The 23,449-nt window shown below is 56.9% G+C and carries 24 protein-coding genes and 1 pseudogene; 9 read left to right on the forward strand and 16 right to left on the reverse strand.

Features of this window, described 5'->3' with window-relative positions; genetic code table 11:
* Positions 1-1,506 (forward strand): dipeptide/tripeptide permease DtpA, encoded by a 1,506-nt coding sequence (gene dtpA / locus F3J29_RS07890; protein ID WP_166864686.1) that lies wholly within the window; start codon positions 1-3, stop codon positions 1,504-1,506.
* Positions 1,507-1,615: 109 nt separating this feature from the next.
* Positions 1,616-2,218: a glutathione transferase GstA gene (gene gstA / locus F3J29_RS07895; protein WP_166864688.1), complete on the forward strand. Its 603-nt coding sequence runs from the start codon at positions 1,616-1,618 to the stop codon at positions 2,216-2,218.
* A gap of 171 nt (positions 2,219-2,389) precedes the next feature.
* On the opposite strand, the gene pdxY is transcribed toward gstA, so the two are convergent.
* From pdxY to anmK, 5 genes are all read right to left on the reverse strand, one after another.
* On the reverse strand, positions 2,390-3,250 hold the full coding sequence (gene pdxY, locus F3J29_RS07900) for a pyridoxal kinase PdxY (protein ID WP_166864691.1): 861 nt from the start codon (positions 3,248-3,250) through the stop codon (positions 2,390-2,392).
* Positions 3,251-3,328: 78 nt separating this feature from the next.
* Positions 3,329-4,603 carry a tyrosine--tRNA ligase gene (gene tyrS / locus F3J29_RS07905; protein WP_085541816.1) on the reverse strand — a complete coding sequence of 425 codons (1,275 nt, stop codon included), beginning with the start codon at positions 4,601-4,603 and terminating at the stop codon, positions 3,329-3,331.
* Positions 4,604-4,867: 264 nt separating this feature from the next.
* Complete coding sequence (gene pdxH, locus F3J29_RS07910) at positions 4,868-5,524, reverse strand: pyridoxamine 5'-phosphate oxidase (protein ID WP_166864694.1); 657 nt, start codon at positions 5,522-5,524, stop codon at positions 4,868-4,870.
* A 57-nt stretch (positions 5,525-5,581) separates the two neighbouring features.
* Positions 5,582-5,905, reverse strand: coding sequence for a C-type lysozyme inhibitor (gene mliC, locus F3J29_RS07915; RefSeq protein WP_166864697.1), 324 nt, complete (start codon positions 5,903-5,905; stop codon positions 5,582-5,584).
* Between the two features lie 91 nt (positions 5,906-5,996).
* Positions 5,997-7,121: an anhydro-N-acetylmuramic acid kinase gene (anmK, locus tag F3J29_RS07920; RefSeq protein WP_166864699.1), complete on the reverse strand. Its 1,125-nt coding sequence runs from the start codon at positions 7,119-7,121 to the stop codon at positions 5,997-5,999.
* Positions 7,122-7,412: 291 nt separating this feature from the next.
* On the opposite strand from anmK, the gene F3J29_RS07925 reads away from it, so the two are divergent.
* Positions 7,413-7,877 (forward strand): outer membrane lipoprotein, encoded by a 465-nt coding sequence (locus tag F3J29_RS07925; RefSeq protein WP_008456437.1) that lies wholly within the window; start codon positions 7,413-7,415, stop codon positions 7,875-7,877.
* 188 nt (positions 7,878-8,065) lie between these two features.
* Here F3J29_RS07925 and F3J29_RS07930 read toward each other — a convergent pair whose 3' ends face one another.
* From F3J29_RS07930 to slyA, 9 genes are all read right to left on the reverse strand, one after another.
* The gene (locus F3J29_RS07930) at positions 8,066-8,959 is read right to left on the reverse strand and encodes a transporter substrate-binding domain-containing protein (RefSeq protein WP_166864702.1); all 894 of its coding nucleotides are present in this window, start codon (positions 8,957-8,959) and stop codon (positions 8,066-8,068) included.
* Between the two features lies 1 nt (position 8,960).
* Entirely contained in the window at positions 8,961-9,734 is a 774-nt protein-coding gene (locus F3J29_RS07935) for an amino acid ABC transporter ATP-binding protein (protein WP_166864705.1), read from the reverse strand.
* Positions 9,718-10,644 carry an amino acid ABC transporter permease gene (locus F3J29_RS07940; protein WP_166864707.1) on the reverse strand — a complete coding sequence of 309 codons (927 nt, stop codon included), beginning with the start codon at positions 10,642-10,644 and terminating at the stop codon, positions 9,718-9,720. Before F3J29_RS07940 ends, F3J29_RS07935 begins: the two co-directional genes overlap by 17 nt.
* Positions 10,645-10,653: 9 nt before the next feature.
* Entirely contained in the window at positions 10,654-11,163 is a 510-nt protein-coding gene (locus tag F3J29_RS07945) for a GNAT family N-acetyltransferase (protein ID WP_166864710.1), read from the reverse strand.
* Between the two features lie 10 nt (positions 11,164-11,173).
* Positions 11,174-12,106 (reverse strand): ABC transporter substrate-binding protein, encoded by a 933-nt coding sequence (locus F3J29_RS22930; RefSeq protein ID WP_502706550.1) that lies wholly within the window; start codon positions 12,104-12,106, stop codon positions 11,174-11,176.
* 18 nt (positions 12,107-12,124) lie between these two features.
* Positions 12,125-13,438: an LLM class flavin-dependent oxidoreductase gene (locus F3J29_RS22935; protein WP_502706551.1), complete on the reverse strand. Its 1,314-nt coding sequence runs from the start codon at positions 13,436-13,438 to the stop codon at positions 12,125-12,127.
* Between the two features lie 46 nt (positions 13,439-13,484).
* A complete protein-coding gene (locus F3J29_RS07955) occupies positions 13,485-14,606 on the reverse strand; it encodes an amidohydrolase (RefSeq protein WP_166864712.1) in 1,122 nt (373 codons plus the stop codon).
* Complete coding sequence (locus F3J29_RS07960; RefSeq protein ID WP_166864716.1) at positions 14,603-15,604, reverse strand: MsnO8 family LLM class oxidoreductase; 1,002 nt, start codon at positions 15,602-15,604, stop codon at positions 14,603-14,605. The genes F3J29_RS07955 and F3J29_RS07960 overlap by 4 nt, the downstream gene beginning before the upstream one ends.
* 219 nt (positions 15,605-15,823) lie before the next feature.
* Complete coding sequence (slyA, locus tag F3J29_RS07965; RefSeq protein WP_039292504.1) at positions 15,824-16,270, reverse strand: transcriptional regulator SlyA; 447 nt, start codon at positions 16,268-16,270, stop codon at positions 15,824-15,826.
* A gap of 176 nt (positions 16,271-16,446) precedes the next feature.
* Between slyA and F3J29_RS07970 the strand changes: the two genes are divergently transcribed.
* Genes F3J29_RS07970 through F3J29_RS07980 form a run of 3 tightly spaced genes read left to right on the forward strand, consistent with a single transcriptional unit; the run spans position 16,447 to position 19,566 of the window.
* Positions 16,447-16,683, forward strand: coding sequence for a DUF1656 domain-containing protein (locus F3J29_RS07970; RefSeq protein ID WP_008456455.1), 237 nt, complete (start codon positions 16,447-16,449; stop codon positions 16,681-16,683).
* 4 nt (positions 16,684-16,687) lie between these two features.
* Positions 16,688-17,545: an efflux RND transporter periplasmic adaptor subunit gene (locus F3J29_RS07975; protein ID WP_166864719.1), complete on the forward strand. Its 858-nt coding sequence runs from the start codon at positions 16,688-16,690 to the stop codon at positions 17,543-17,545.
* Positions 17,545-19,566, forward strand: coding sequence for an FUSC family protein (locus F3J29_RS07980; RefSeq protein ID WP_166864723.1), 2,022 nt, complete (start codon positions 17,545-17,547; stop codon positions 19,564-19,566). The genes F3J29_RS07975 and F3J29_RS07980 overlap by 1 nt, the downstream gene beginning before the upstream one ends.
* Before the next feature lie 3 nt (positions 19,567-19,569).
* Here F3J29_RS07980 and F3J29_RS07985 read toward each other — a convergent pair whose 3' ends face one another.
* Both F3J29_RS07985 and F3J29_RS07990 read right to left on the reverse strand, forming a co-directional pair.
* A complete protein-coding gene (locus F3J29_RS07985) occupies positions 19,570-20,466 on the reverse strand; it encodes an aldo/keto reductase (RefSeq protein WP_166864725.1) in 897 nt (298 codons plus the stop codon).
* Between the two features lie 55 nt (positions 20,467-20,521).
* Complete coding sequence (locus tag F3J29_RS07990; RefSeq protein ID WP_008456463.1) at positions 20,522-20,761, reverse strand: DUF1289 domain-containing protein; 240 nt, start codon at positions 20,759-20,761, stop codon at positions 20,522-20,524.
* 167 nt (positions 20,762-20,928) lie between these two features.
* Here F3J29_RS07990 and F3J29_RS07995 point away from each other — a divergent pair.
* From F3J29_RS07995 to F3J29_RS08005, 3 genes and pseudogenes are all read left to right on the forward strand, one after another.
* Positions 20,929-21,567: pseudogene (locus F3J29_RS07995) on the forward strand (phosphoethanolamine transferase domain-containing protein); the annotation flags it as partial.
* Between the two features lie 75 nt (positions 21,568-21,642).
* Positions 21,643-22,242, forward strand: coding sequence for a TetR/AcrR family transcriptional regulator (locus tag F3J29_RS08000; protein ID WP_008456467.1), 600 nt, complete (start codon positions 21,643-21,645; stop codon positions 22,240-22,242).
* A gap of 53 nt (positions 22,243-22,295) precedes the next feature.
* Positions 22,296-23,393, forward strand: coding sequence for an alkene reductase (locus tag F3J29_RS08005; protein WP_166864727.1), 1,098 nt, complete (start codon positions 22,296-22,298; stop codon positions 23,391-23,393).
* Positions 23,394-23,449: the final 56 nt, after the last annotated feature.

Genomic DNA, 23,449 nt, shown 5'->3' on the forward strand with positions numbered 1-23,449 from the left:
GTGTCGACTGCAAACAAAGAACCAGCAGAAAGCGTTAGTCTAAACGCCTTTAAGCAACCTAAATCGTTCTACCTGATTTTCTCTATCGAACTCTGGGAGCGTTTCGGCTATTACGGCCTGCAAGGCATCATGGCCGTTTACCTGGTCAAAATGCTGGGCATGTCCGAAGCGGACTCCATCACGCTGTTCTCCTCCTTTAGCGCCCTTGTTTATGGCCTGGTCGCGATTGGCGGCTGGCTGGGCGATAAAGTCCTCGGCACCAAACGCGTTATCATGCTTGGTACCGTCGTACTGGCTATCGGCTACGCCCTTGTGGCCTACTCCGGCCACGACGTGAGCGTGGTGTATATCGGTATGGCAACCATCGCCGTAGGTAACGGCCTGTTCAAGGCTAACCCTTCCGCGCTGCTGTCAACCTGCTATGAGAAAGACGACCCGCGTCTGGACGGTGCATTCACCATGTACTACATGTCCATTAACATCGGCTCCTTCTTCTCTATGCTCGCCACGCCATGGCTTGCGGCGCAGTATGGCTGGAGCACTGCGTTCTCCCTGAGCTTCGTGGGTATGCTGATTACCCTGGTGAACTTCATCTTCTGTAAGAAGTGGGTGAAGAACTATGGCTCTAAGCCTGACTTCGCACCGGTGCACTTCGGTAAGCTGATGGCCACCATCGCAGGCGTTGTGGTGCTGATTGCCGTGGCAACCTGGCTGCTGCACAACCAGGGCATTGCTCGCGCCGTACTGGGCGTTGTGGCTCTGGGTATCGTTCTGATCTTCGCGAAAGAAGCTTTTGCAATGAAAGGCGCGGCTCGCCGCAAGATGATCGTGGCCTTCATCCTGATGGTTGAAGCTATCGTCTTCTTCGTGCTTTATAGCCAGATGCCAACCTCCCTGAACTTCTTCGCTATTCGCAACGTGGGCCACGAAATTCTGGGCATCACTTTCGAAGCCGAGCAGTTCCAGGCGCTGAACCCGTTCTGGATCATGATTGGTAGCCCGATTCTCGCCGCTATCTACAACAAAATGGGCGACCGCCTGCCGATGCCGCACAAGTTCGCCATCGGGATGGTGCTGTGCTCCTTCGCCTTCCTGGTTCTGCCGGTTGGCGCGAAGTTCGCTAACGAAGCGGGTATTGTGTCCGTAAACTGGCTGATTCTGAGCTATGCGCTGCAGAGTATTGGTGAGCTGATGATCTCCGGCCTGGGCCTCGCAATGGTGGCACAGCTGGTACCACAACGCCTGATGGGCTTCATCATGGGCAGCTGGTTCCTGACGACTGCTGGGGCAGCAATCATCGCCGGTAAAGTTGCAGGCCTGATGGCGGTACCGGAAAACGTGACCGATCCGCTGCAGTCTCTGGAAGTGTACGGCCGTGTCTTTATGCAGATCGGTATCGTCACCGGCGTGATTGCCGTGCTGATGCTCCTGACCGCGCCGAAGCTGAACCGCATGACGCTGAGCGAAGACAAAACCGAAAAGGTTAACGAAACCGCTACCGCGTAATTTCTCCAGGAAAAATGATTATTTAGCCGTCGGCCTCACAGCTGGCGGCTTTTTTTTTCCCGGCGACCGCACTAACATAAGTTATCTTAGCGCCCTAAAGGAGTTCGTCATGAAACTGTATTTCAAGCCCGGTGCCTGTTCCCTCTCCCCACACATTATCCTGCGTGAATCTGGCCTGGACTTTTCGCTGGTGAAAGTTGACCTCGCGACCAAACGCACCGAAAACGGTGACGATTTTCTCGCCATTAACCCCAAAGGGCAGGTACCTGCGCTGGTGCTGGATGACGGCTCCCTGCTGACCGAGGGCGTGGCTATCGTGCAATACCTGGCGGATAAGGTGCCTGACCGCCAGCTGCTGGCCCCGGCGGGCAGCATGACTCGCTACCACACGCTGGAGTGGCTGAACTATGTGGCAACCGAGCTGCATAAAGGCTTCTCTCCGCTGTTCAACCCGGCGACTCCCGAAGAGTTCAAGGCCGTGGTTCGCAAGCAGATGGAGAAGAAATTCCACTATGTGAACGAGTCGCTGCAGGACAAGCAGTGGCTGATGGGGACTCGCTTCACCGTGGTGGATGCCTACCTGTTTACCGTGCTGCGCTGGGCCTATGGTCTGAAGCTGGATCTGACAGGGTTGACGAATATTGAAGCTTACATTGAACGCATGAAGGCGCGCCCGGCGGTGTCTGCGGCGCTCACCGCCGAAGGCATTTAAATCAGGCCTGGATAGCAAAACGTCGGCGAGAGAAGTGATACCGGTCAGTTCGGTAAAAGAATAGGAAAATCAAGTCATTGATTTTCGGCTGATAACGACAAAGAGGGAAAAACCACGTTTTTTTCCTCTTTGTCAGAAACTAAACGCCCTCTGCTGAGGGCGTTTTTTATTTCAGAGCTTCACCGACGTGAAGTAATGCTCGGGTTTGGCAATGCCGTCCTGAGCCGCAACCAGCTGCAGTTCGTACTCGGCCATGCGTTTGGTGACGACCATAATGTCGTACACCGCCGCCGTAACGTGCTCCAGCGCTTCACGCAGCGTTGCCCCCTGCAGCAGCTTAACCAGCAGCAGGCCGCTGGTCACGTCACCCACGCCAACCGGCTGGCGCTCGCCAAAGTCCACCAGCGGGCGATGGATGTGCCAGGCTTCGTCCGCCGTCACCAGCAGCATTTCAAAACGATCCTGCTGGTAGCCTGCGCGCGCCAGGTGCTTCACCAGCACAATTTCCGGCCCTTGAGCAATCAGCTCCCGGGCCGTCGCCACGGCTTCGTCCACGTTGTTTACGCTGTGGCCGCTGAGAATTTCCAGCTCAATCAGGTTCGGCGCGATGATATCGCTGGCAGGCATGGCGTAGCGCGTGTGGTATTCCGCCACGCCAGGCGCCACGATACAGCCTTTCTCCGGGTGGCCCATCACCGGGTCACAGAAGTATTTTGCCTTCGGGTTAGCCGCTTTTACCTGACGCACAATGGAAAGAATATGTTCGCCCTGCTCAGCCGAGCCCAGATATCCGCTCAGAACCGCATCACAGCGCTCCAGTTGGCCGATATTCGCAATCCCCTGCACAATCTCGCTCAGGTGGCTGGCGGGCATCACCGTACCGGTCCATTGCCCGTATTGCGTGTGGTTGGAGAACTGCACCGTGTTCAACGGCCAGACGTTGGCGCCCAGGCGGCGCATCGGGAATTCGGCGGCGCTGTTACCGGCGTGACCAAATACCACGTGGGACTGGATGGCAAGAATGTTTTTCATTTTCGACTCAGGTATCGCCAGGTGTTGTGCTTGCTAAAAAAAAGCACGGCATAAGCCGTGCTTTTCTATTCCGATAACTTATTTCCAGCAGACGAGGCAGTAGTTCTTTTTACCGCGGCGCAGCAGGGTGTAACGGTTAAACAGAATGTCGCCTTCGGTGAAGGTGTATTCCGGGTCAGACTGTTTTTCACCGTTGATGGTGATTGCGTTCTGCGAGATGGTTTTACGCGCCTGGCCACGGGATGGCTGCAGCTCGGAATCCACCAGCGCCTGCTGCAGGTCGGCACCGCGATCCATTTCAACCATCGGTACGCCGTCCTGAGCCAGCTGCTCAAAGTCGGCTTCGCTCAGTTCGCTCAGGTTGCCGTTAAACAGGCTGGCGGTAATGCGCTTGGCCGCGGTCAGACCTTCTTCACCGTGCACCAGACGGGTGACCTGCTCGGCCAGCACGTACTGGGCGCGAGGTGCAGCCCCGCTGTTTTTGTCTTCTTCTTCCAGGGCATTGATCTCTGCAATGTCCATAAAGGTGAAGAACTTCAGGAAGCGATACACATCGGCATCCGCGGTGTTGATCCAGAACTGGTAGAACTTGTACGGACTGGTTTTCTTCGGATCAAGCCAGACCGCGCCGCCTTCGGTTTTACCGAATTTGGTGCCGTCGGATTTAGTGATCAGCGGCACGGTCAGGCCGAAAGCCTGCTGCTGATGCAGACGACGGGTCAGGTCGATACCGGAGGTAATGTTGCCCCACTGGTCAGAACCGCCAATCTGCAGCACCACGCCGTGCAGTTTGTTCAGGCAGGCGAAGTCGTAACCCTGCAGCAGGTTGTAAGAGAACTCGGTGAAAGAGATCCCCACGTCGTCGCGGTTCAGACGCTGTTTTACCGCTTCTTTGTTAATCATCTGGTTAACAGAGAAGTGCTTGCCGATATCACGCAGGAAGGTCAGCACGTTCATGCTGCCAAACCAGTCGTAGTTGTTTGCGGCGACGGCAGAATTATCACCGCAGTTAAAGTCGAGGAACGGCGCAACCTGACGGCGGATTTTTTCCACCCACTCCTGCACGGTATCTTCGGTGTTCAGCTTACGCTCAACGGCTTTGAAGCTTGGGTCGCCGATAAGACCGGTGGCGCCGCCCACGAGGGCAACCGGCTTATGGCCTGCTTCCTGAAAGCGTTTCAGGCACAGCAGTGGAACCAGATGGCCCAAATGCAAGCTGTCGGCGGTCGGATCGAAGCCGCAATAGAGTGCAATTGGCCCTTGCGCCAGTCGCTCTGCTAACGCATCCTCATCCGTCACCTGGGCCACCAGGCCCCGCTCTTGCAATTGTTTGATCAAATTGATGTTCGACATCAAATTCTCCATCTCTAATACGACTGCACCTTTGCCGGTACACGGCTTTTCGCCCACTGGCGAAAGAATTCATTTTGAGTGTCCGCCCCTAAATAATTCGCGTTGCAGAAAGGCGACAAGCTCAGTTATCCCCGGGAGCTTACTTAAATAAGTGGCTGGGGTAAGCGAGTGCAGTTAACGCATCTGCAGCTTGAAGTATTACGGGGCACATAGAATAAAGGGCTGGCGCAGTTAGCACCAGCCCTTAAGCTGAAAATCCTGACATTACGGCGCGAGGCGGTCTATTTTCCAGGCAGCTCCGTCACGCTGGTAGAGGAAGCGGTCGTGCAGACGGTGTTCACCGCCCTGCCAGAACTCCATTTGATCAATGCTGACGCGGTAGCCGCCCCAAAAACTCGGCAGCGGCACTTCGCCCTGCTGGAACTTCTGTTTCAGCTCAAGGAACTTGCTTTCCAGCACGCCGCGCGCGGATATGCGGCTCGATTGCTTCGATACCCAGGCGCCTATCTGACTGTCCTTCGGGCGGCTGTGGAAATATTTCAACACTTCAATGGTGGACAGACGCTCGGCGGTGCCCAGCACCATCACCTGGCGCTCAAGCATATGCCACGGGAAATGCAGGCTGACGCAGGGGTTGTGTTCGATGTGGTGCGCCTTGCGGGAGCCCAGGTTGGTGTAAAACACCAGCCCTTTTTCATCAAAATGCTTCAACAGGACGATGCGCTGATACGGCTGCCCGTTTTCGTCAACCGTGGCCACGACCATGGCGGTCGGGTCGGCAAGTTTGGCCTCGCAGGCCTGAGCCAGCCAGCGTTCAAACAGCGGCATCGGCGTGTCGGTGAGATCGTGGCGGCGCAGGCCACCTTTGGTGTATTCGCGGCGCAAATGCGCAATCTGTTGCAAAGAGTCGTTATCAGACATGGCGTTACATCAGGCTATCCTCGGGTGAAGCTATTGTGCTCTCCACCCTGAGAAATCTCAACGTTTGGCCGTCTGTAGCTGGCAATTATTCAGCACGATAGTATCTTTACGGTAGACGGTTGCGCTGTCGCCCTTCGACCAGAAGACGTAAACGCCGTCGGTATAACGCGCGCCGGACGCGGAAAGCCCCTGCGTCAGGTTCAGCATCTGGTTATCGTAGACAAAGCTAACCTGCTGTTTGTCGTTATTCAGCTTCACGGTGAGCGGTTGTTCATCGCACTGATACGCCAGGGTATCGGTATGCATTTTTTCGAGAAAAGCGTTGTAGTAACTACAGCCGGCGAGCAGCATTGGCACGGTGGCAACGAGCAGTTTTTTCATCTGAGTATCCTGAAGATCTTGTTATCCCTGGAGGGCCTGCGCCCTCCTTAACGCTAGCAGTTTAGCGGCAGTGGGATGAAGATAATTTCAGTTAACTCTGATTATGGCGCAGATTAGCAGGATAAATAGCGCCGAGGATGGTGGCCTCAGAGGCACCGGTCACCGAAGGCAGGTTGCCCGGCAGGCCGGACATTGTCCGGTAGGCCAGCCAGGCAAACGCCAGCGCTTCCATATCGTCCCCGCTGATCCCGGCCTCATCGGTCGTCGTCACTTCCGTACCCGGCAGCAGCGCAGCGAGGCGCGCCATCAGCAGCGGGTTACGGCTGCCCCCGCCGCACACCATGAGACGTTCACAGCCACCGCTCAGGAGTACCTGCTCGGCGATAGTTGTCGCCGTCAGTTCAGCGAGCGTGGCCTGCACATCTTCTCCGGCAAGCGCCGGGAACACCGCAAGCTGGCGCTCAAGCCAGCCATAGTTAAAGTATTCGCGGCCCGTACTTTTGGGGGCTGGCGCGGCGAAGTAAGGATCGCTCAGCATTTGCTGCAATAAAGGAAGAATGACTTTACCCTGGCTCGCCCATTCGGCGTCTTTATCATAGCCTTTCCCTCGCTGGCGCCAGATCCACGCATCCATCAGCATATTGCCAGGCCCGGTGTCGTAGCCCCTGACCGGCTGGTCTGGGATCAGCAAAGAAAGGTTGGCAATGCCGCCGATGTTCAGGACCATCCGGCGCTCAACCGGATGCGCCAGCAGCGCCTGGTGAAACGCCGGCACCAGCGGGGCGCCCTGCCCGCCAAGCGCCATATCGCGGCGGCGAAAATCGCCGACGACGGAAATGCCGGTCAGCGCCGCAATTTGATTGTTGTCGCCAATTTGCATAGTGTGGGCGGCCTCACCCTGCGGCTCATGCCACACGGTCTGCCCGTGACAGCCAATGGCCGTGACGTCTTCTGGCCGTAGCCCTTCGCGCTTAATAAGGATTTGTACCGCCTCGGCGAACAATTTACCCAGCCGGTTGTCCAATTGGCCTAGCTGGGACAGCGTGAGTTGCTGTCCCTGGCAAACGGCAAGAACCGCGTTTTTGATGGCCAGCGGCATCGGGTGGCTGTAGCTCGCCTGCTGAACGACCAGATGTTCGTCGATAGCAGCCAGCACCACATCGATACCATCCAGACTGGTGCCTGACATCACGCCTATATAACGACCTGACTTCATCCGTCACTCCTTATTCTCGCCGGGGCGGTAAATTGATGTGGTTAAACTAGCACGCAATATTATGATTTATTAATAATTTTAATTAATAATCTGTGTCAGTCGCGGCAGAAAGCGGTACGGCATTTAAGCAAAACTCGCACAGCGCGGCGGTTTAATTGTTGTTAAAGACATTTGATTTACTATTTTTACAGGATTGTTGTAGAACAAACATGAACTATGGCCAGGAATTGCCATATAATTTAGTCATAACGGATGCTCACCGAGCGTTGATGGTTCACAGGAGAGGTACAAATGATTTCACGTATTTTGGCAGTTTCACTGGTTGCTTTCACCCTTGCTGGCTGCGCCAACGAAGGGCTGTCCGGCGATGTGTACAACGCGTCTGAAGCGAAACAGGTAAGAACCGTAACCTACGGTACCATTACCCACGTTCGCGCGGTGACCATCAAAGGCAGCGACAGCAATAGCACTATCGGGGCTATCGGCGGTGCGGTACTGGGTGGCCTGTTGGGTAACACCGTCGGCGGTGGCACCGGACGTACTCTGGCAACCGCAGGCGGCGCTGTAGCCGGTGGCCTGGCGGGTGATGCCGTCGGCGGCGCAATGGGCAACAGCAAAGGCGTTGAGCTGGAAATCCGTAAAGATGACGGCCAGACCATCATCGCCGTGCAAAAACAGGGTGACACCCGTTACTCCGTTGGCCAGCGCGTAGCCATCTCCGGCAGCGGCAACAACATCACCGTTGCGCCTCGCTAAGACAACATCGCCAAATGAGTTAAGGCCCGCATTGCGGGCCTTAACTTGCTGCCAAAGAGGGAAAAGCGTGTTTTTTCCCTCTTTGTGTTTATCAGCCGAAAATCAATAACCTGATTTTCCTGTTTTTTAAACTAACAGTCTGGAACTTTTTCTCTCACCAGAGATAAGTCAGCCGTCTGCCTTATCCATTAGTAAGTAATGCCGGGCGGATTCACCTCCGACTGGGCCACTTCCTCTCCCTGCTCCCCCCACCGCGCAAGCACCTGCTGATACTCTCCCCGCTGAATAGCGCCATCCAGCGCCGCCTGCAGGGCGTACACCAGCCCGTTGCCCTTTTTCGTTGTCGTCGCCACATAGGCCTTTTTCGGCCCCAGCCCGACCACGCGCGTGGTGCCGGTTAACGCGGCTTTATAGGCGGTGATTGACTGCGGCCCAAAAAATACGTCGGCCCGGCCAGACTGAATATAAAGGTTGGCGGAGGCATCGTCGGTCACATACACCGGCAAGGCAGGCTCGCGCCCGGCACCTTCGTTTTCTGCATTCCAGCCGAGCAGAATACGTTCCTGATTTGTGCCTGACCCGACGATAACCTTCCGCCCGGCGAGATCTTCTGCCTTAGCGATAGACTGAATCGGGCTGCTGGCCTTCACCGCAAAAGAGAGCGAGTCCACGCGATAGGTGGCAAAATCATATTTCTCCTTCCGCTGTTCCGTCACGGCAATGTTTACCAGCGCCACATCATAGCGCCCGGAGGTAATGCCCAGCGGCCAGTCTTCCCACGCGGTCGGCACCAGCTTCAGTTTCAGACCCAGGCTACCGGCCAGCAGACGGGCTATGTCCGGGTCACTGCCTATGCGCGTGCGATTATCGCTGGCCAGCAGCGCCAGCGGCGGAGAGTTAAGCGCGGAGATAGCCACCGTCAATGTACCGGGTTCGACAAACCTGTAGCCTGCGGGGATTTTGGCAATCGCCTTTTCATCCCGCGCCACGCTCAAAGGCTTTTCATTGGCAACAAGGTCAATATTCGTCTGCGCGGACAAAGCGGAAAAAGAGACCAGCAGCGCGATAAATCCATATTTCATCTCACAGCACCTTCGATAAGAACTGGCGGGTGCGCGGATGCTGCGGGCGATTTAATACTTCGTCGCTGCTTCCCTGCTCGACAATTTTACCGTCCACCATAAACACCACCTGATCGGCCACTTCCCGCGCAAAGCCGATTTCATGCGTGACGACCACCAGCGTCGTGCCCGAACGAGCCAGTCTTTTAATCACGTCCAGCACTTCGCCGACCAGCTCAGGATCGAGCGCTGACGTTGGCTCATCAAACAGCATCACCCGTGGGCTCAACGCCAGCGCGCGGGCAATGGCAATACGCTGCTGCTGCCCGCCGGATAAGTGCCGCGACCAGGCATCCGCCTTGTTGCGCAGCCCGACGACGTCCAACAGCTCATACGCACGTTCCACCGCCTCTTTGCGGCTCAGCTGTTTATGGGCCATCGGTGCTTCAATCAGGTTTTCGAGCACCGTCATGTGGGGAAACAGATTGAAGTTCTGAAAGACATAGCCCACGTTGGCCCGCTGGCGCAGGATCTCCTTTTCTTTCAGTTCGTAAAGTTTGTCGCCTTTCAGGCGGTAACCAATGTAATCGCCGTCAATCTGGATAAAGCCTTCGTCCACCCGCTCAAGGTGGTTGATGGTGCGCAACAGCGTAGATTTACCGGAACCGGATGGCCCGAGGATCACCGTCACCGTGCCCGGCGGGATCTCAAGCGAGACATCATCCAGCGCCTTATGGCGACCAAAATATTTGCTGACGCCGGTAATGGAAATATGGCCGTTATGAGAGGTTGGCATGGACCGGCTCCTGGGCAACGGGGGCTGTGGACGGCGCAGCGCTGCGGGCGGTGCGCGTTTGGTTGATGGCGGAGCGGCGTTCGCTGCGGGCCAGCGAGCGTTCAACCAGGTACTGAATCAGCGACAGTACGCTGGTGATCACCAGATACCAGACGGCCGCCACCATCAGCAGCGGGATCACCTGCTGCGTGCGGTTGTAGATCATCTGGATGGTGTAAAACAGCTCCGGCATCGCCAGCACGTAAACCATCGCCGTGCCTTTGGCGAGGCTGATAATTTCGTTGAACCCGGCGGGCAGGATCGTGCGCAGCGCCTGCGGCAGAATAATCCTCACGGTGCGTCGCCACGCGGGCAGACCTAACGCCGCGGCGGCTTCGTATTGCCCGTGATCCACGCCCAGAAAACCACCGCGAACAATCTCTGCGGTGTAGGCACTTTGCACCAGCGTCAGCCCCACCACCGCCGTAGAAAACTGCCCCAGCACGTTAATCGTGTCGTAGCTGCCCCAGACGATGCTGGTGAACGGCACCCCAATCGACAGCGTGTCGTACAGGTAAGAGAAGTTGTAGAGCACGATCAGCACGACAATCAGCGGCAGGGAGCGAAACAGCCAGATGTAACTCCAGGCGAGGCTGCTCAACAGCCAGGAAGAAGAGAGCCTTGCCAGCGCGAGCAATCCACCGAGTACCACGCTCAGCGCCGTGCCCAGCAGCGTTAATAATAGCGTTTGCCCGAGCCCCTCCAGAATGACCGGGTCAAAAAACCAGTGGGCAAAAACGCCCCACTCCCAGCGAGGGTTAAACGCGACGGATTGCACCACCACCGCCAGCACAAACAGCGCAATCACTGCCCCCACGGTACGCAGCGGGTAACGCGCGGGCACCACTTTAATGGTTTCAGACGTTTTCATCGTCACTCCTCAGGCCGTTTGACTCAGGCTTTCCAGCGCTAAGATTTTAGTGAACCGTAGCCGCCCGTCGTAGGGCGGCAGGCTGAACGTTTCGGGGTCAACCTCCAGGCTGAACTGCGGATCGTAGCCTTCGCTCAGATAAAGCCTGACGGCCTCCGGCTGACGAAAGCCGGTAGTAAGATAAATGCGGCTGTAGCCAGCCTGAAGGGCCAGTCGCTCCAGCTCGCGAACCACTCGTCCGGCCAGGCCCTGCTTGCGCAGCGTACTTTTCGTCCAGATACGTTTGATCTCGGCGGTTTTCTGGTCGTAGGGCTTATAGGCCCCGGTGGCAATAATTTCACCCTCGCGCTCCAGCACGATAAAAATACCCTGAGGCGGCAGATACCACTCGGTTAGCTCCACTTCGGCATCTCGGGAGAAAAAATCCCCGTAGCGGGCGGCATATTCGCCAAACAGGCCGCTAATGATCGGCTGAAGCTCCGGCGCTTCCGGGGACAAAACGCGAAAATATTCGCTCATATGCGTCTCCTCAGTCGCCTAAGCCGGCGGGATTAACTTCCGAGGCAGGAATACGCTCCACGCCCTCGCCCCAGCGCTTTAAAACTTTGTCGTAATCGCCCTGTTGAATCGCGCCGTTGAGCGCCGTCTGCACCGGTTCCACCAGGCCACCGCCTTTTTTCAGCGTCACCGCAATGTGTGCCGCTTTCGGCCAGCCACCGTCCACGCTGCCCACCAGCTTCGTTTTGCCGGTCAGCGCCGCTTTCCATGCCCCGGTCACGTTCGGTCCAAACCAGGCATCGGCCCGCCCGGACTGAAGCGCCAGCGTGAGCGCCGCATCATCTTTGGTGTACACCGGCGTAAACGGCTTCAGCCCTTTCTTTTCGTTTTCAGCATTCCACGCCAGCAGAATCGCTTCCTGATTAGTGCCGGATCCAACGACGATGCGTAACCCGGCGATATCTTCCGCGTGGGTAAGCGATTTAATCGGGCTGCTGGACTTCACGTAGAAGCCCAGCGAGTCTTTGCGGTAGGTGGCGAAATCGAACTTCTCTTTGCGTTCTTTGGTGACGGTAATATTGCTGATCGCGGCATCATATTTCCCGGAAGCCACGCCGAGCGGCCAGTCTTCCCATGACGTCGGGACCACGTTCAGTTCCAGCCCAAGGCTGTCGGCGACCAGACGAGCAATGTCTACTTCACTGCCGAGCAGGGTTTTATTGTCATCAGAAAAAACCGTCAGCGGCGGCGAATTGAGCGCGGCCACTGCCACGGTAAATTTACCGGGCACGGCAAATCGATAATCTTTGGGTAACTGCGCGATGGCCTGAGGATTTTTAGCGGTATTGATCGGCGCTTTGTTGGCTTCCAGGCTCACGCCGGTGCCGTTAATCGTCACGTCATTTGCCCAGGTCAGCGGCGTCCATGCCAGCGCGATAGCCAGCAACAGGGATGTTTTTCGCATAGTTTTTCTCTTTATTTTTTATTTGCCGTAGCGATTTTCGGGTTGCGCAAGGTCAAAACTCTCGCGCAGCGTTGTGCCGGGGTATTCCGTGCGGAAAAGACCTCGAGCCTGAAGTACAGGCACAACCTGCTCCACAAAACGCGGGAAGGTGTCCGGCGTGCCGCCCTGGATAATGAATCCGTCGGCCGCTCGTTCGTCAAACCACTGTTGCAGACCGTCCGCCACCTGCTCAGGCGCCCCCGAAAAACGCGGCCTTGGGCTGGCGGCTTCAAGCGCGACCTGGCGCAGGGTTAACCCACGCTCGCGGGCGCTGCGTTTGATCTCGTCGGTGGTGCTGCGGAAGCTGTTCTGGCCCAGGTCGCCGATATCGGGAAAAGCCTCGTCCAGCGGATACTGGCTAAAATCATGGTGTTCGAAATAGCGGCCGAGATAGTTCAGGGCATCGCTGACGGAGACCAGCGCGGCGGTGGTCTGGTACTGCTGTTCGGCGTCCTCTGCATCTTTTCCGACGATGACGCTCACGCCCTGGAAGATGTGCAGCGAGTCGGCCACGCGGCCTTGTCCTTCCAATTGGTTTTTCACATCCCGGTAAAAGGCTTTCGCCTCACTGAGCGATTCATGATGAGTAAAGATGGCATCGGCATGTTTAGCCGCCAGCTTTTTGCCGTCTTCCGAAGCGCCAGCCTGGAACAGAACGGGCCTGCCCTGCGGCGTGCGGCCAATGTTCAGCGGCCCGGCGACCTGGAAAAAATCGCCCTGATGATTGAGCGCGTGTAGCTTTTCAGGGGCGAAGAACTGCCCGCTTTCTTTATTGCGCACAAAAGCATCTTCTTCCCATGAATCCCAGAGCCCTTTCACGACGTCCAGATATTCATCGGCGATGCGATAGCGCAGCGCATGTTCCGGATGTTGGGTTCTGGAGAAGTTTTTAGCCGATCCTTCCAGCGGAGAGGTGACCACGTTCCAGCCCGCGCGACCGTTGCTCAGATGATCGAGGCTCGCAAACTGGCGCGCCGTGGTAAAAGGGTCGCTATAGGACGTCGACAATGTTCCCACCAGGCCCAAATGCTGTGTCACGCTCGCCAGGGCGGATAATACCGTCAGCGGCTCAAAACGATTTAAAAAGTGCGGGATAGATTTTTCGTTAATATAAAGTCCGTCCGCCACAAAGATAAAATCCAGCTTCCCCTCTTCCGCTTTGAATGCCGTTTGTTTGACGAACTCAAAATTAATACTGGCGTCGGCTACCGCAGCAGGATGACGCCAGGCCGACATATTTCCCGACGCGCCATGTAATATCGTACCCAGTCGTAATTGTCGTTTTACAGACATGCCTTATCCTTATGCGAATGTTCAAATCCGCCATCGCTAATTAGAGTTAAAGTTGTTGTAGCGCCGATTGTGCTAACCGGGCGAAATAACGGGCTGCGGGTTCAATGAGCCTTTCATCGGGGTTAAAGGCCGGATGATGAAGCCCATAACGGCTGTCGCTGCCGATGCTGACAAACGCGCCGGGAATATGCTGGAGATAAACCGCAAAATCCTCGCCGCCCAGATGCAGATCGGCATGATGCGTGGCGTAACCTTCCGCGACGGCCACTTCGCTGGCAAATGCTGCCCAGCGCGCATCGTTAACCAGCGCATCTGGTCCCAAATGCCAGGTGACGTCGATTTCCGCCCCAAAAGCGCGGGCAAGACCAGAAGCAATCTCAACAACGCGCACTTTGATCGCTTCCCTTACGCTGGCGCTGTGGGTACGCAGCGTGCCTTCCAGCTCAACGCTTTCTGGCAGCACGTTCCAGGTATTTCCGCCCGCAATACGGGTAATGCTCAGCACGGCCGAATCCAGCGTGTTGACCTCCCGGCTGGTGATGCTTTGCAGCAGGGTAACTAATTGGCTGGCAAGCAATATCGCGTCTCTCCCTTCATGCGGGCGCGCCGCATGTGCCCCTTTGCCCCGAACCTGAATGACCAGCCGATCAACGTTGGCATAGAACGGGCCGCCGCGAGTGGCAAACGCCCCGACCGGCAGGCCTGGCTCATTGTGCATGCCAAAAATGGCAGAGATCCCTTCCAGCACGCCGGCCTTGACCAGCGTGGTTGCCCCGCCGAAACGCTCCTCCGCGGGCTGAAAGAGAATGCGAACCCGGCCGTTAAGCTGCGCTTCGTTCTGCTTAAGCAGCAGCGCCGCACCCAGCATCACGCTGCTGTGAACGTCATGCCCGCAGGCGTGCATCACGCCCGAATTTTGCGAACTAAAGGCCACGCCGCTGGCTTCTTCAATGGGCAGCGCGTCGATATCGGCCCGCAGCGCAATGGCGTTCTCGCCTTCGCCAATTTCAGCCACCAGGCCAGTGTGAAGCGAATACGGCAGCAGGCGGATACCCGCGCTTTGCAGCCAGTCGCGGATGCGCGAAGTGGTTGCCACCTCTTCAAGAGATAATTCCGGGAACCGATGTAGTTCCCGGCGCCAGTCGATCAGTTGCTGAGCAAACGTCATACAGCCACCTCCGCAACCGCGTGGGCCTCTGCCAGCAGCTGCAGCGAAGCCAGACGCTCTGCTCCTTCTGCCACCGGCGTATCAATAATAAATTCATCGATGCCGTACTCTTCGTGCAGCGCCTGCAGCGCTTCCCGCACCGCTTCAGGCGTGCCTTTCAACAGCGAAGGTTCACGCCGCGTCAGGCTACGCAGCGCGCTGCCTGACTGGCGGGCAAAGCTGTGGGCCTGCTCTTCGCTTGCCACGCTCACGCGCTGGCCGTTTTCCAGCTCCACGCCCCAGATTTCCACCTGCCGGGCAAGATCTTCCGCACGCCCGGCATCCCGTGCCACGATAGCCTGCACGGCCACCAGCACGTCGCGGCGACTGTTTTTTTTCCAGTCGGTCACTACGTCGCGCAGCAGTGTTTTATCGCCGTTTAAATGGGCGGCAAAGACAAAGTTCCAGTCCAGGCTGGCGGCCAGCCGGGCGCTTTGCAAACTTGCGCCCAGCAAAAACCCTTCCGGGCGCTGAGCCGGTAATGGCGTGGCGCGAACGCTTTCGTCCGTCGCGGGTTCGCGTCGTGAGAGCCAGTCGTCAAGCTGCGTGAGTTGTTCATCAAAGCTGCCTTTTGCCGCCGGCGATTGCCCGTGCTGCAGCGCCTGCGTCGACAGCGGCAGGCCGCCCGGCGCTTTACCGACGCCGAGATCGATGCGGCCTGGCGCGAGGGACGACAGCAGATTGAAGTTTTCGGCCACTTTGTAAGGGCTGTAGTGCTGGAGCATCACGCCGCCGGAGCCCACGCGAATCCGGCGAGTCTGTCCGACAATCCACGCAATCAGCACTTCCGGCGAAGGGCTGGCAAGCTGGGGCGTGTTGTGGTGCTCGGCCAGCCAGAAGCGGTGATAGCCCCAGGTTTCTGCCTGCTGCGCGAGATGCAGCGTACGGGCCAGGGCATCGGTCGCGCTGTCGTTGGGCGCAAGCGGGCTTTTATCCAGGATACTGATGCGATAAGACATAATGCAGGCTCATTGTTATAAACATGCCTGCATTATTAAAAGCCGGGGACGGCGGTGAGAAACAATTAATTTACATTTAGACTTCTGAAATAGAGATAAACAAACTCATACGCTCGCTCAGCAATTTGCTACCAGGGGGATATTTTCCCCGTCAGCGGATCGTCAGGCAAAAAAAAGCCCCGCCGGATAACCAGTGAGGCTTTGGTTCAACCTGGGGGATTAATCCCGGTTCTGCAGTTCAATAATATTTTGCTCAAGCCGACTAATCAGGCTGCTTAGCAGCGCCTGCTCTTCGCGAGTAATGCCCGACAGGATTTCTCCTCGCGTTTCGTTTATCACGCCTTCCATCTTTTCAATGATAGGCGCAGCCTGCTCGGTCAATTTAATTCGTTTTGCCCGACGGTCGTTTGCACAGGTTTTGCGCGAGATTAACCCTTTTTCTTCGAGTTGATCGAGCGTACGAACCAGTGATGGCTGCTCAATGCCGATCGCTTTAGCCAACTGAATCTGTGACTGATCTGGCGGCAGCTGATGAATATTATGCAGCGTTACCCAGTGTGTCTGTGTCAATTCCAGAGGTTTCAGGCGATGGTCAATCAGCGCACGCCAGATGCGTACCAGGCGAGCCAGATCCGAACCTAATGGCGATGGCGATTCCAATTTCATCTCCTTATAATTAGCTTGCTAACTTATTATACTGATTTTAGACTATTGTGCAGGCATTAATTGTTAAAAACAAATCCCTTACTTTCACTGAAGTTATGCAACCAGCTATACTTTTATTCTACATCTAAGTGAGGGGAAACGGCAGCCACCCCCGTTTTTTAAAGGATTATCACTACGTGAGTCTCACTTTTAGCCCGTCCGGCTTCCCGCTTCAGGATCTTGTGGTCGGGGCCTCTGTCTACTTTCCCCCGCTGTTCAAGGCCGTGTTTGTCGGCTTTTTTATCTGGCTTATCGTCCACCGTTTGCTGCGCGACTGGATATACTCCGGCGAGATCTGGCACCCCACGTTGATGGACTTATCCCTTTTCGCGCTGTCCGTCAGCGCCGGCATGGCTCTTTTGGTGATGTGGTAACGCAATGAATATCAAAACAATAAAATATTTTTCTACCCTCATCGTTTTTGCCGCCGCGCTGCTGGCAGGCTGGCTATTATGGAACTATTACATGCAGTCGCCCTGGACGCGTGACGGCAAAGTGCGCGCCGAACAGGTCAGCATCACGCCACAGGTTTCCGGCACCATCGTGACCCTGAACGTGAAAGACAACCAGTTTGTGAGTAAAGGCACTTCGCTATTCACCCTCGACGCGACGCCTTATCACATTGCGGTGCTGAACGCAGAGGCGCAGCTGGCTAAGGCTCAGTCCGATCTGGCCAAAGCCAGCAACGAGGCAAACCGCCGCCAGAATCTGCCGCGCAATTACATTTCTGCCGAAGACATGGACACCGCCAACATTAACGTCAAAGCGATGCAGGCGGCGGTGAAAGTCGCCCAGGCCACGCTTGAGCAGGCGCAGTGGCAGCTTTCGCAAACTACGGTCACTGCTCCGGTGGACGGCTGGGTCACCAACCTGACCTCCCGCGTCGGGAATTACGCCAGCGAAGGCAAGCCGGTTTTCGCGCTGGTGGACAGCCACTCGTTTTACGTTGTGGGCTATTTCGAAGAGACCAAGCTGCGCCGCATTCAGCCGGGTAACGCGGTGCAGATAGTGCTGTACAACGGCAACCAAAAGCTGAGCGGCAAAGTAGAAAGTATTGGCCGCGCGATCTACGACCAAAGCATAGAAAGCGACAGCGACCTGGTTCCGGATATTAAGCCGAACGTGCCGTGGGTTCGCCTTGCGCAGCGGGTGCCGGTGCGTATTAGCCTGGATGCCATTCCTGAAGGCGTGACACTGGTGTCGGGCACCACCTGCACCGTTAGCGTTCAGCCCTGATGAATCTCAGCTTTCTGGCGTGGCATAACACGCCGTGGGGAAAAGCCACCGGCGGGCAATGGCGCTATGCGCTGCGCAACGCCATTGCCATGGGTATGGCGCTGGCGATTGCCTACGGCCTGAATCTGGACGAGCCTTATTGGGCGATGACCTCCGCCGCCGTGGTGAGCTTCCCCACCGTTGGCGGTGTGATAAGCAAAAGTCTGGGGCGGATTGCCGGCAGTTTTATTGGGGCCGCGGCCTCGTTAATGATTGCCGGTAACGCACTGAACGATCCCTGGCTGTTTACCTTCGCCATGGCAAGCTGGCTGGCGCTTTGTACCTGGGCCTCCAGCCATTTTCAAAATAACGTGGCCTACGCGTTCATGCTCGCCGGGTACACCGCCGCCATCATCGCCTTCCCGATGATCAATACCGTGGAAGCGACGGAGCTATGGGACATCGCCCAGGCCCGCGTGTGCGAAGTTGTGGTCGGGATCTTGTGCGGCGGCTTTATGATGATGGTGCTGCCAAGCACCTCGGACGGCAGCGCTTTGGTTAGCGCCCTGAAGAACATGCACGCCCGGCTACTTGAGCACGCCAGCCTGCTCTGGCAGCCGGAAACCACCGACGCCATTCGCACCGCACATGAAGGGATTATCGGCCAGATCCTGACCATGAACCTGCTGCGCATTCAGGCATTCTGGAGCCACTACCGCTTCCGCCGCCAGAACAACCTGCTGAACTACCTGCTCCACCAGCAGCTGCGGCTGACCAGCGTGATATCCAGCCTGCGCCGGATGCTGCTCAACTGGCCGGAAGCACCCACTCATATCTGGTCGGTGCTGGATAGCCTGCTGCGGGAGCTGGCAAAACCCAACGCCGATAAGTACACCGTCGCCAGGCTACTGCAACAAATTGCCCCCCATTCACAGGACGATTATCGCCATCAGGCATTCTGGCACCGCCTGCGCTACTTCTGCTGGCTTTATCTCAATAGCAGCCGCTGGCTAAGAGAGCTGGAAAACGCCACGCCGGTGTCGGTGATTACGCCGCCAGAAGCCCCGCCGCTGGCGCGCCATACCGACAATGCCGAAGCGCTGTGGAGTGCCGTGCGCACTTTCGCGACGATTACCCTGACCGGCGCCTGGTGCATCGGTACCCAGTGGGCGTCCGGCGGCGGGGCGCTGTCCCTCGCCGCTATTAGCTGTGTGCTCTACTCTTCGGTCGCCTCGCCGCTCGGCTCCCTCACGCTGCTAATGCGCACTCTGCTTTGGCTGTCTCTGTTCAGTTTTCTGGTGAAATTTGGCCTGATGATTCAGGTCACCCAGCTGTGGCAGTTCCTTATTTTTCTGCTGCCGCTGTTGCTCACCATGCAATTACTTAAGCTCCAGCAGGCAAAGCGCGCTGCGCTTTGGGGGCAGCTCATTGTCTTTATGGGATCGTTTCTGTCGGTCAGCAATCCGCCGGTGTACGACTTTGCCGGGTTTATGAATGACAACCTCGCCAAAGTCCTCGGCGTGGGCATTTCATGGCTGGCTTTTTCGGTGCTACGCCCCAGCTCCGACACTCGCCGAAGCCGCCGCCATATTCGGGCGCTGCGGCGCGGGTTTATCGACCAGCTCAGCCGCAAACCGCAGCACAGCGAGAGCCAGTTTGAGTCGCTGGTGTACCACCACATCAGCCAGCTTAGCAGCAGCAAAGAAGAAGCGGCCCGCCGCTGGCTTCTGCGCTGGGGCGTAGTACTGCTCAACTGCTCGCACGTGGTCTGGCAGCTGCGCGGCTGGGAAACGCGATCCGACCCGCTGTCGGTGGTCAGGGACGTTTGCCTGCACACGCTACGGGACGTGATGAGTGAACGGGGTGTACTGCAAAGACCGCTGGCGGAATCACTGAAAGAACTGCAAAGAATGTGCGACACGCTGTCGCATCATCACGACCCGGCGGCGCGGGAACTGGCGGGAATTATCTGGCGGCTTTACTGCTCGCTGTCGCAGCTGGAACAGGCACCGCCTGCCGGAACTCTGGCAGGCGGTCAGTAACGATTAAGGCACGTCGTAGCCGAGCGCGGCCTTACGGATGCGGAACCACTGCTGGCGAGTCATTTCCAGAGACAGCGAATGGATGGCTGAGCGCACACGTTCGATTTTGCCGGAGCCGATGATCGGCAGCGGGGAAGATGGCAGGCGCATCACCCAGGCATAAACCACCTGCTCGATGGTGTCAGCCCCCAGCTCTTCCGCCACTTTCTGCAGTTCGGCGCGCAGCGGCTGGAATTCATCGTCGTTAAACAGACGGCCGCCGCCAAGGCAGGACCACGCCATCGGGCGAATACGCAGCTGCTGAAGCTGATCCAGCGTACCGTCCAGCAGCAGCGGCTGATGCACCGGCGAAAGTTCAACCTGGTTTGTTGCCAGGGTGAACGGCAGGCGGGACTGCAGCAGGGAGAACTGCGCCGGCGTAAAGTTGGAGACGCCGAAATGGCGAACTTTGCCGCTGTGATGCAGCGCGGTAAAGGCTTCTGCCACTTCGTCAGCGTCCATCAGCGGATCCGGACGGTGGATCAGCAGCAAATCCAGGTAGTCGGTGGCCAGTTTTTTCAGCGAGCCTTCTGCGCTGCTGATGATGTAATCGCGATCGGTAATGTAGTGGCCAAGGGCGTTTTCTGGCTTCGCGGTGGTGGCAATGCCACACTTGGTGACAATCTCCATTTTGCTGCGCAGGTGCGGCACCAGGCGCATAGCTTCGCCGAAGGCCGCTTCACAAGCGTAACCGCCGTAAATATCGGCGTGATCCGCCGTGGTGATCCCCATCTCAACGTGCTCTTCAATAAAGCTCGCCAGCTCACGCGGGGACATGTTCCATTCCATCAAACGCCAGTAGCCCATGACCAGGCGTGAAAACTCCGGGCCCTGAGGGGCGATCGTAATACGCTGTACCATAAAAAATAACCTCAAAAAGGGAAAAAACTGCCCCGAGTATAGCGGCGTGAAATGATTAAAACAGTGAGGGCTGCTCGGGTTCTTCAGGAGAATTTGGCTTGTTTGCTCGTAACTTGCGCAATAAGCGCTGGCGGCACAGGCGCAGCACGTCCTGCTTTTGGGCGTCGCTCATTTGCTGCCACTGGAAACGCTCGTCCCGGCTGCGCATACAGCCACGGCAGAACCCGCGTTCATCCGACTGGCAGATCCCGCGGCAGGGGCTTTGAATGGGGAAGAACTCTAGCTGCTCAGACACTAACCCACCTCATTAACGACTTTGCATCAATTGAAGCCTGACTCTGTCCTGGATGCAAGCGGGACGGCTAAAAAATAGCCCCCCGGCGGAAAGCGGCTGAAAATTAAGGTTCAACTAATCTTCTCTCTCCAGGATAGAGAATATTCTGTTTTGCATTCACGGCTTATATGAACCTTTTGAAAAAGTTACAGTGTAACGATACGCAATTTAATCTTTGCTGCGCCTTTTTCTTCACGCTGATCAATTCTCTTTTTATTCATCGCAGCTGGCAGCTAATTGCCCCGGATTCTCTCCATAGCTGGCTGTTTGCCGCTTCGGTGCCGGTGGTGCTGTTCTGCGGCTGGCTAATGATTTTCAGCGTGGTTAACCTGCCCTGGCTGCGTAAGCCCGTGCTGGTGCTGCTGGTTATCGGCTGCGCTGCCAGCAACTATTTTATGTTCACCTACGGCGCCGTCATTGATAAAAAAATGATGGTCAGCGTGTTTGAAACAGACTCTCACAAAGCCGCGGCGCTGGTGACGCCGCAACTGTTCAGCTGGCTGGCCTTGCTGGGCATTATCCCCGCCCTGCTGCTTGCCGTGGTGAAGGTCCAGCCGGCGCGCTGGTGGCATATCGCGCTGACTCGCCTGGTCGGTATTCTCGCCGGCTTGCTGGTGATAATCCTCGTCGCCGCCGTGTTTTACAAAGACTACGCTTCGCTGTTCCGGAACAATAAAAGCGTGGTGAAAATGGTGACGCCCGCAAACTACATCAGCGCCATTAGCCGCTACAGCAAAGAACGCTGGTTGGCCGACGCCCATAAGGGCTGATGCACCCGTTGTCTTAAAAAAATTGGCCGCCTCCCCTTGCATTAGACTGACTGGTCTACTACATTTGAGCGCATGAATCGACATCCTGAACACGACACTCGCGAACATCTCCTCGCCATTGGCGAGCGGCTGTGCCTTGCCCGGGGCTTTACCGGCATGGGGTTAAGCGAATTGTTGCGCACCGCAGAAGTGCCCAAAGGCTCTTTCTACCACTACTTCCGCTCAAAAGAAGCGTTTGGCGTGGCAATGCTGGAGCGCTATTACCAGGCTTCTAATCTGCGCGTGGCGGAACACTTTTCGCACGGCGAAGGCAATTATCGCCAGCGTCTGCTGAAGTGGTACCAGGATATGCTGAGCTACTTCTGCCAGAGCGGAAACCTGAGTAACTGCCTGATAGTGAAACTCTCAGCAGAAGTTTGTGATCTTTCGGAAGATATGCGTGGCGCGCTGAATAACGGCGGCTCACAGCTAATCTCTCTACTTGCTGATGCCCTGGAGAAAGGCCGCAGCGAAAAAAGCCTGCGCTTTGAAGGCGAAGCGCTGGAGCAGGCCATGGTGCTGTACTCGCTGTGGGTAGGCGCCAGCCTGCAGGCAAAAATTTCCCGCAGCGCGCTGCCGCTGGAAAGCGCGCTAGCACACGTAAGAATCCTATTGGCAGAACCTGTCGCCTGACAGGTTTTTTATTTACTGAATTACTAGACGACCGGTCTACTTGAGGAAACACCATGTCAGCAGATAAATTGTTTACGCCGCTCAAAGTTGGCGCTATTACCGTACCAAACCGTATCTTTATGGCTCCGCTGACGCGCCTGCGCAGTATTGAGCCAGGCGATATCCCAACCCCGCTGATGGGTGAATATTACCGCCAGCGCGCCAGCGCCGGGCTTATCATCAGCGAAGCAACCCAGATGTCCGCCCAGGCTAAAGGCTACGCCGGCGCTCCGGGTCTGCACAGCGAAGAGCAAGTCGCCGCGTGGAAAAAAATCACCGCGGGCGTACACGCTGAAAAAGGCCACATGGCGGTGCAGCTGTGGCACACCGGCCGTATTTCCCACTTTACCCTTCAGCCAGGACAGCAGGCTCCGGTCGCGCCTTCCGCGCTGAGTGCCGGGACCCGTACCTCGCTGCGTGACGAAAACGGCAACGCCGTTCGCGAAGATACTTCCATGCCTCGCGCGCTGGAACTGAACGAAATTCCGGGCATCGTGGATGACTTCCGCAAGGCAATTGGCAATGCACGTGACGCCGGTTTTGACCTGGTTGAGCTGCACTCTGCCCACGGCTATCTGCTGCATCAGTTCCTGTCTCCTTCTTCTAACCACCGTACCGACGAATACGGCGGCAGCCGCGAGAACCGCGCTCGCCTGGTGCTGGAAGTGGTTGATGCCGGGATCAAAGAATGGGGTGCCGACCGCATCGGGATCCGCGTATCACCGATTGGCTCCTTCCAGAACGTGGACAACGGGCCGGACGAAGAGGCTGACGCGCTGTACCTGATTGAAGAGCTGGGCAAACGCGACATTGCTTATCTGCATATGTCCGAGCCGGACTGGGCCGGTGGCGAACCGTACACCGAAGCATTCCGTGCCAAAGTCCGTGAGCGCTTTAGCGGTGTGATCGTTGGCGCTGGTGCCTATACCCCGGAAAAAGCGGAAGATCTGATCGGCAAAGGCCTGATCGACGCAGTGGCGTTCGGCCGCTCCTTCATCGCCAACCCGGACCTGGTCGCTCGCCTGCACAAAAATGCCGAGCTGAACCCACAGCGTCCTGAGTCCTTCTATGGCGGCGGCGCGGAAGGCTACACCGACTACCCAACGCTGTAACTCCGCAGTACCTTTCATTGATAGCGGCGCACAAACGCCGCTATACTCAACGACTC

Source organism: Enterobacter sp. Cy-643 (assembly GCF_011752815.1).
Taxonomy (GTDB): domain Bacteria; phylum Pseudomonadota; class Gammaproteobacteria; order Enterobacterales; family Enterobacteriaceae; genus Cedecea.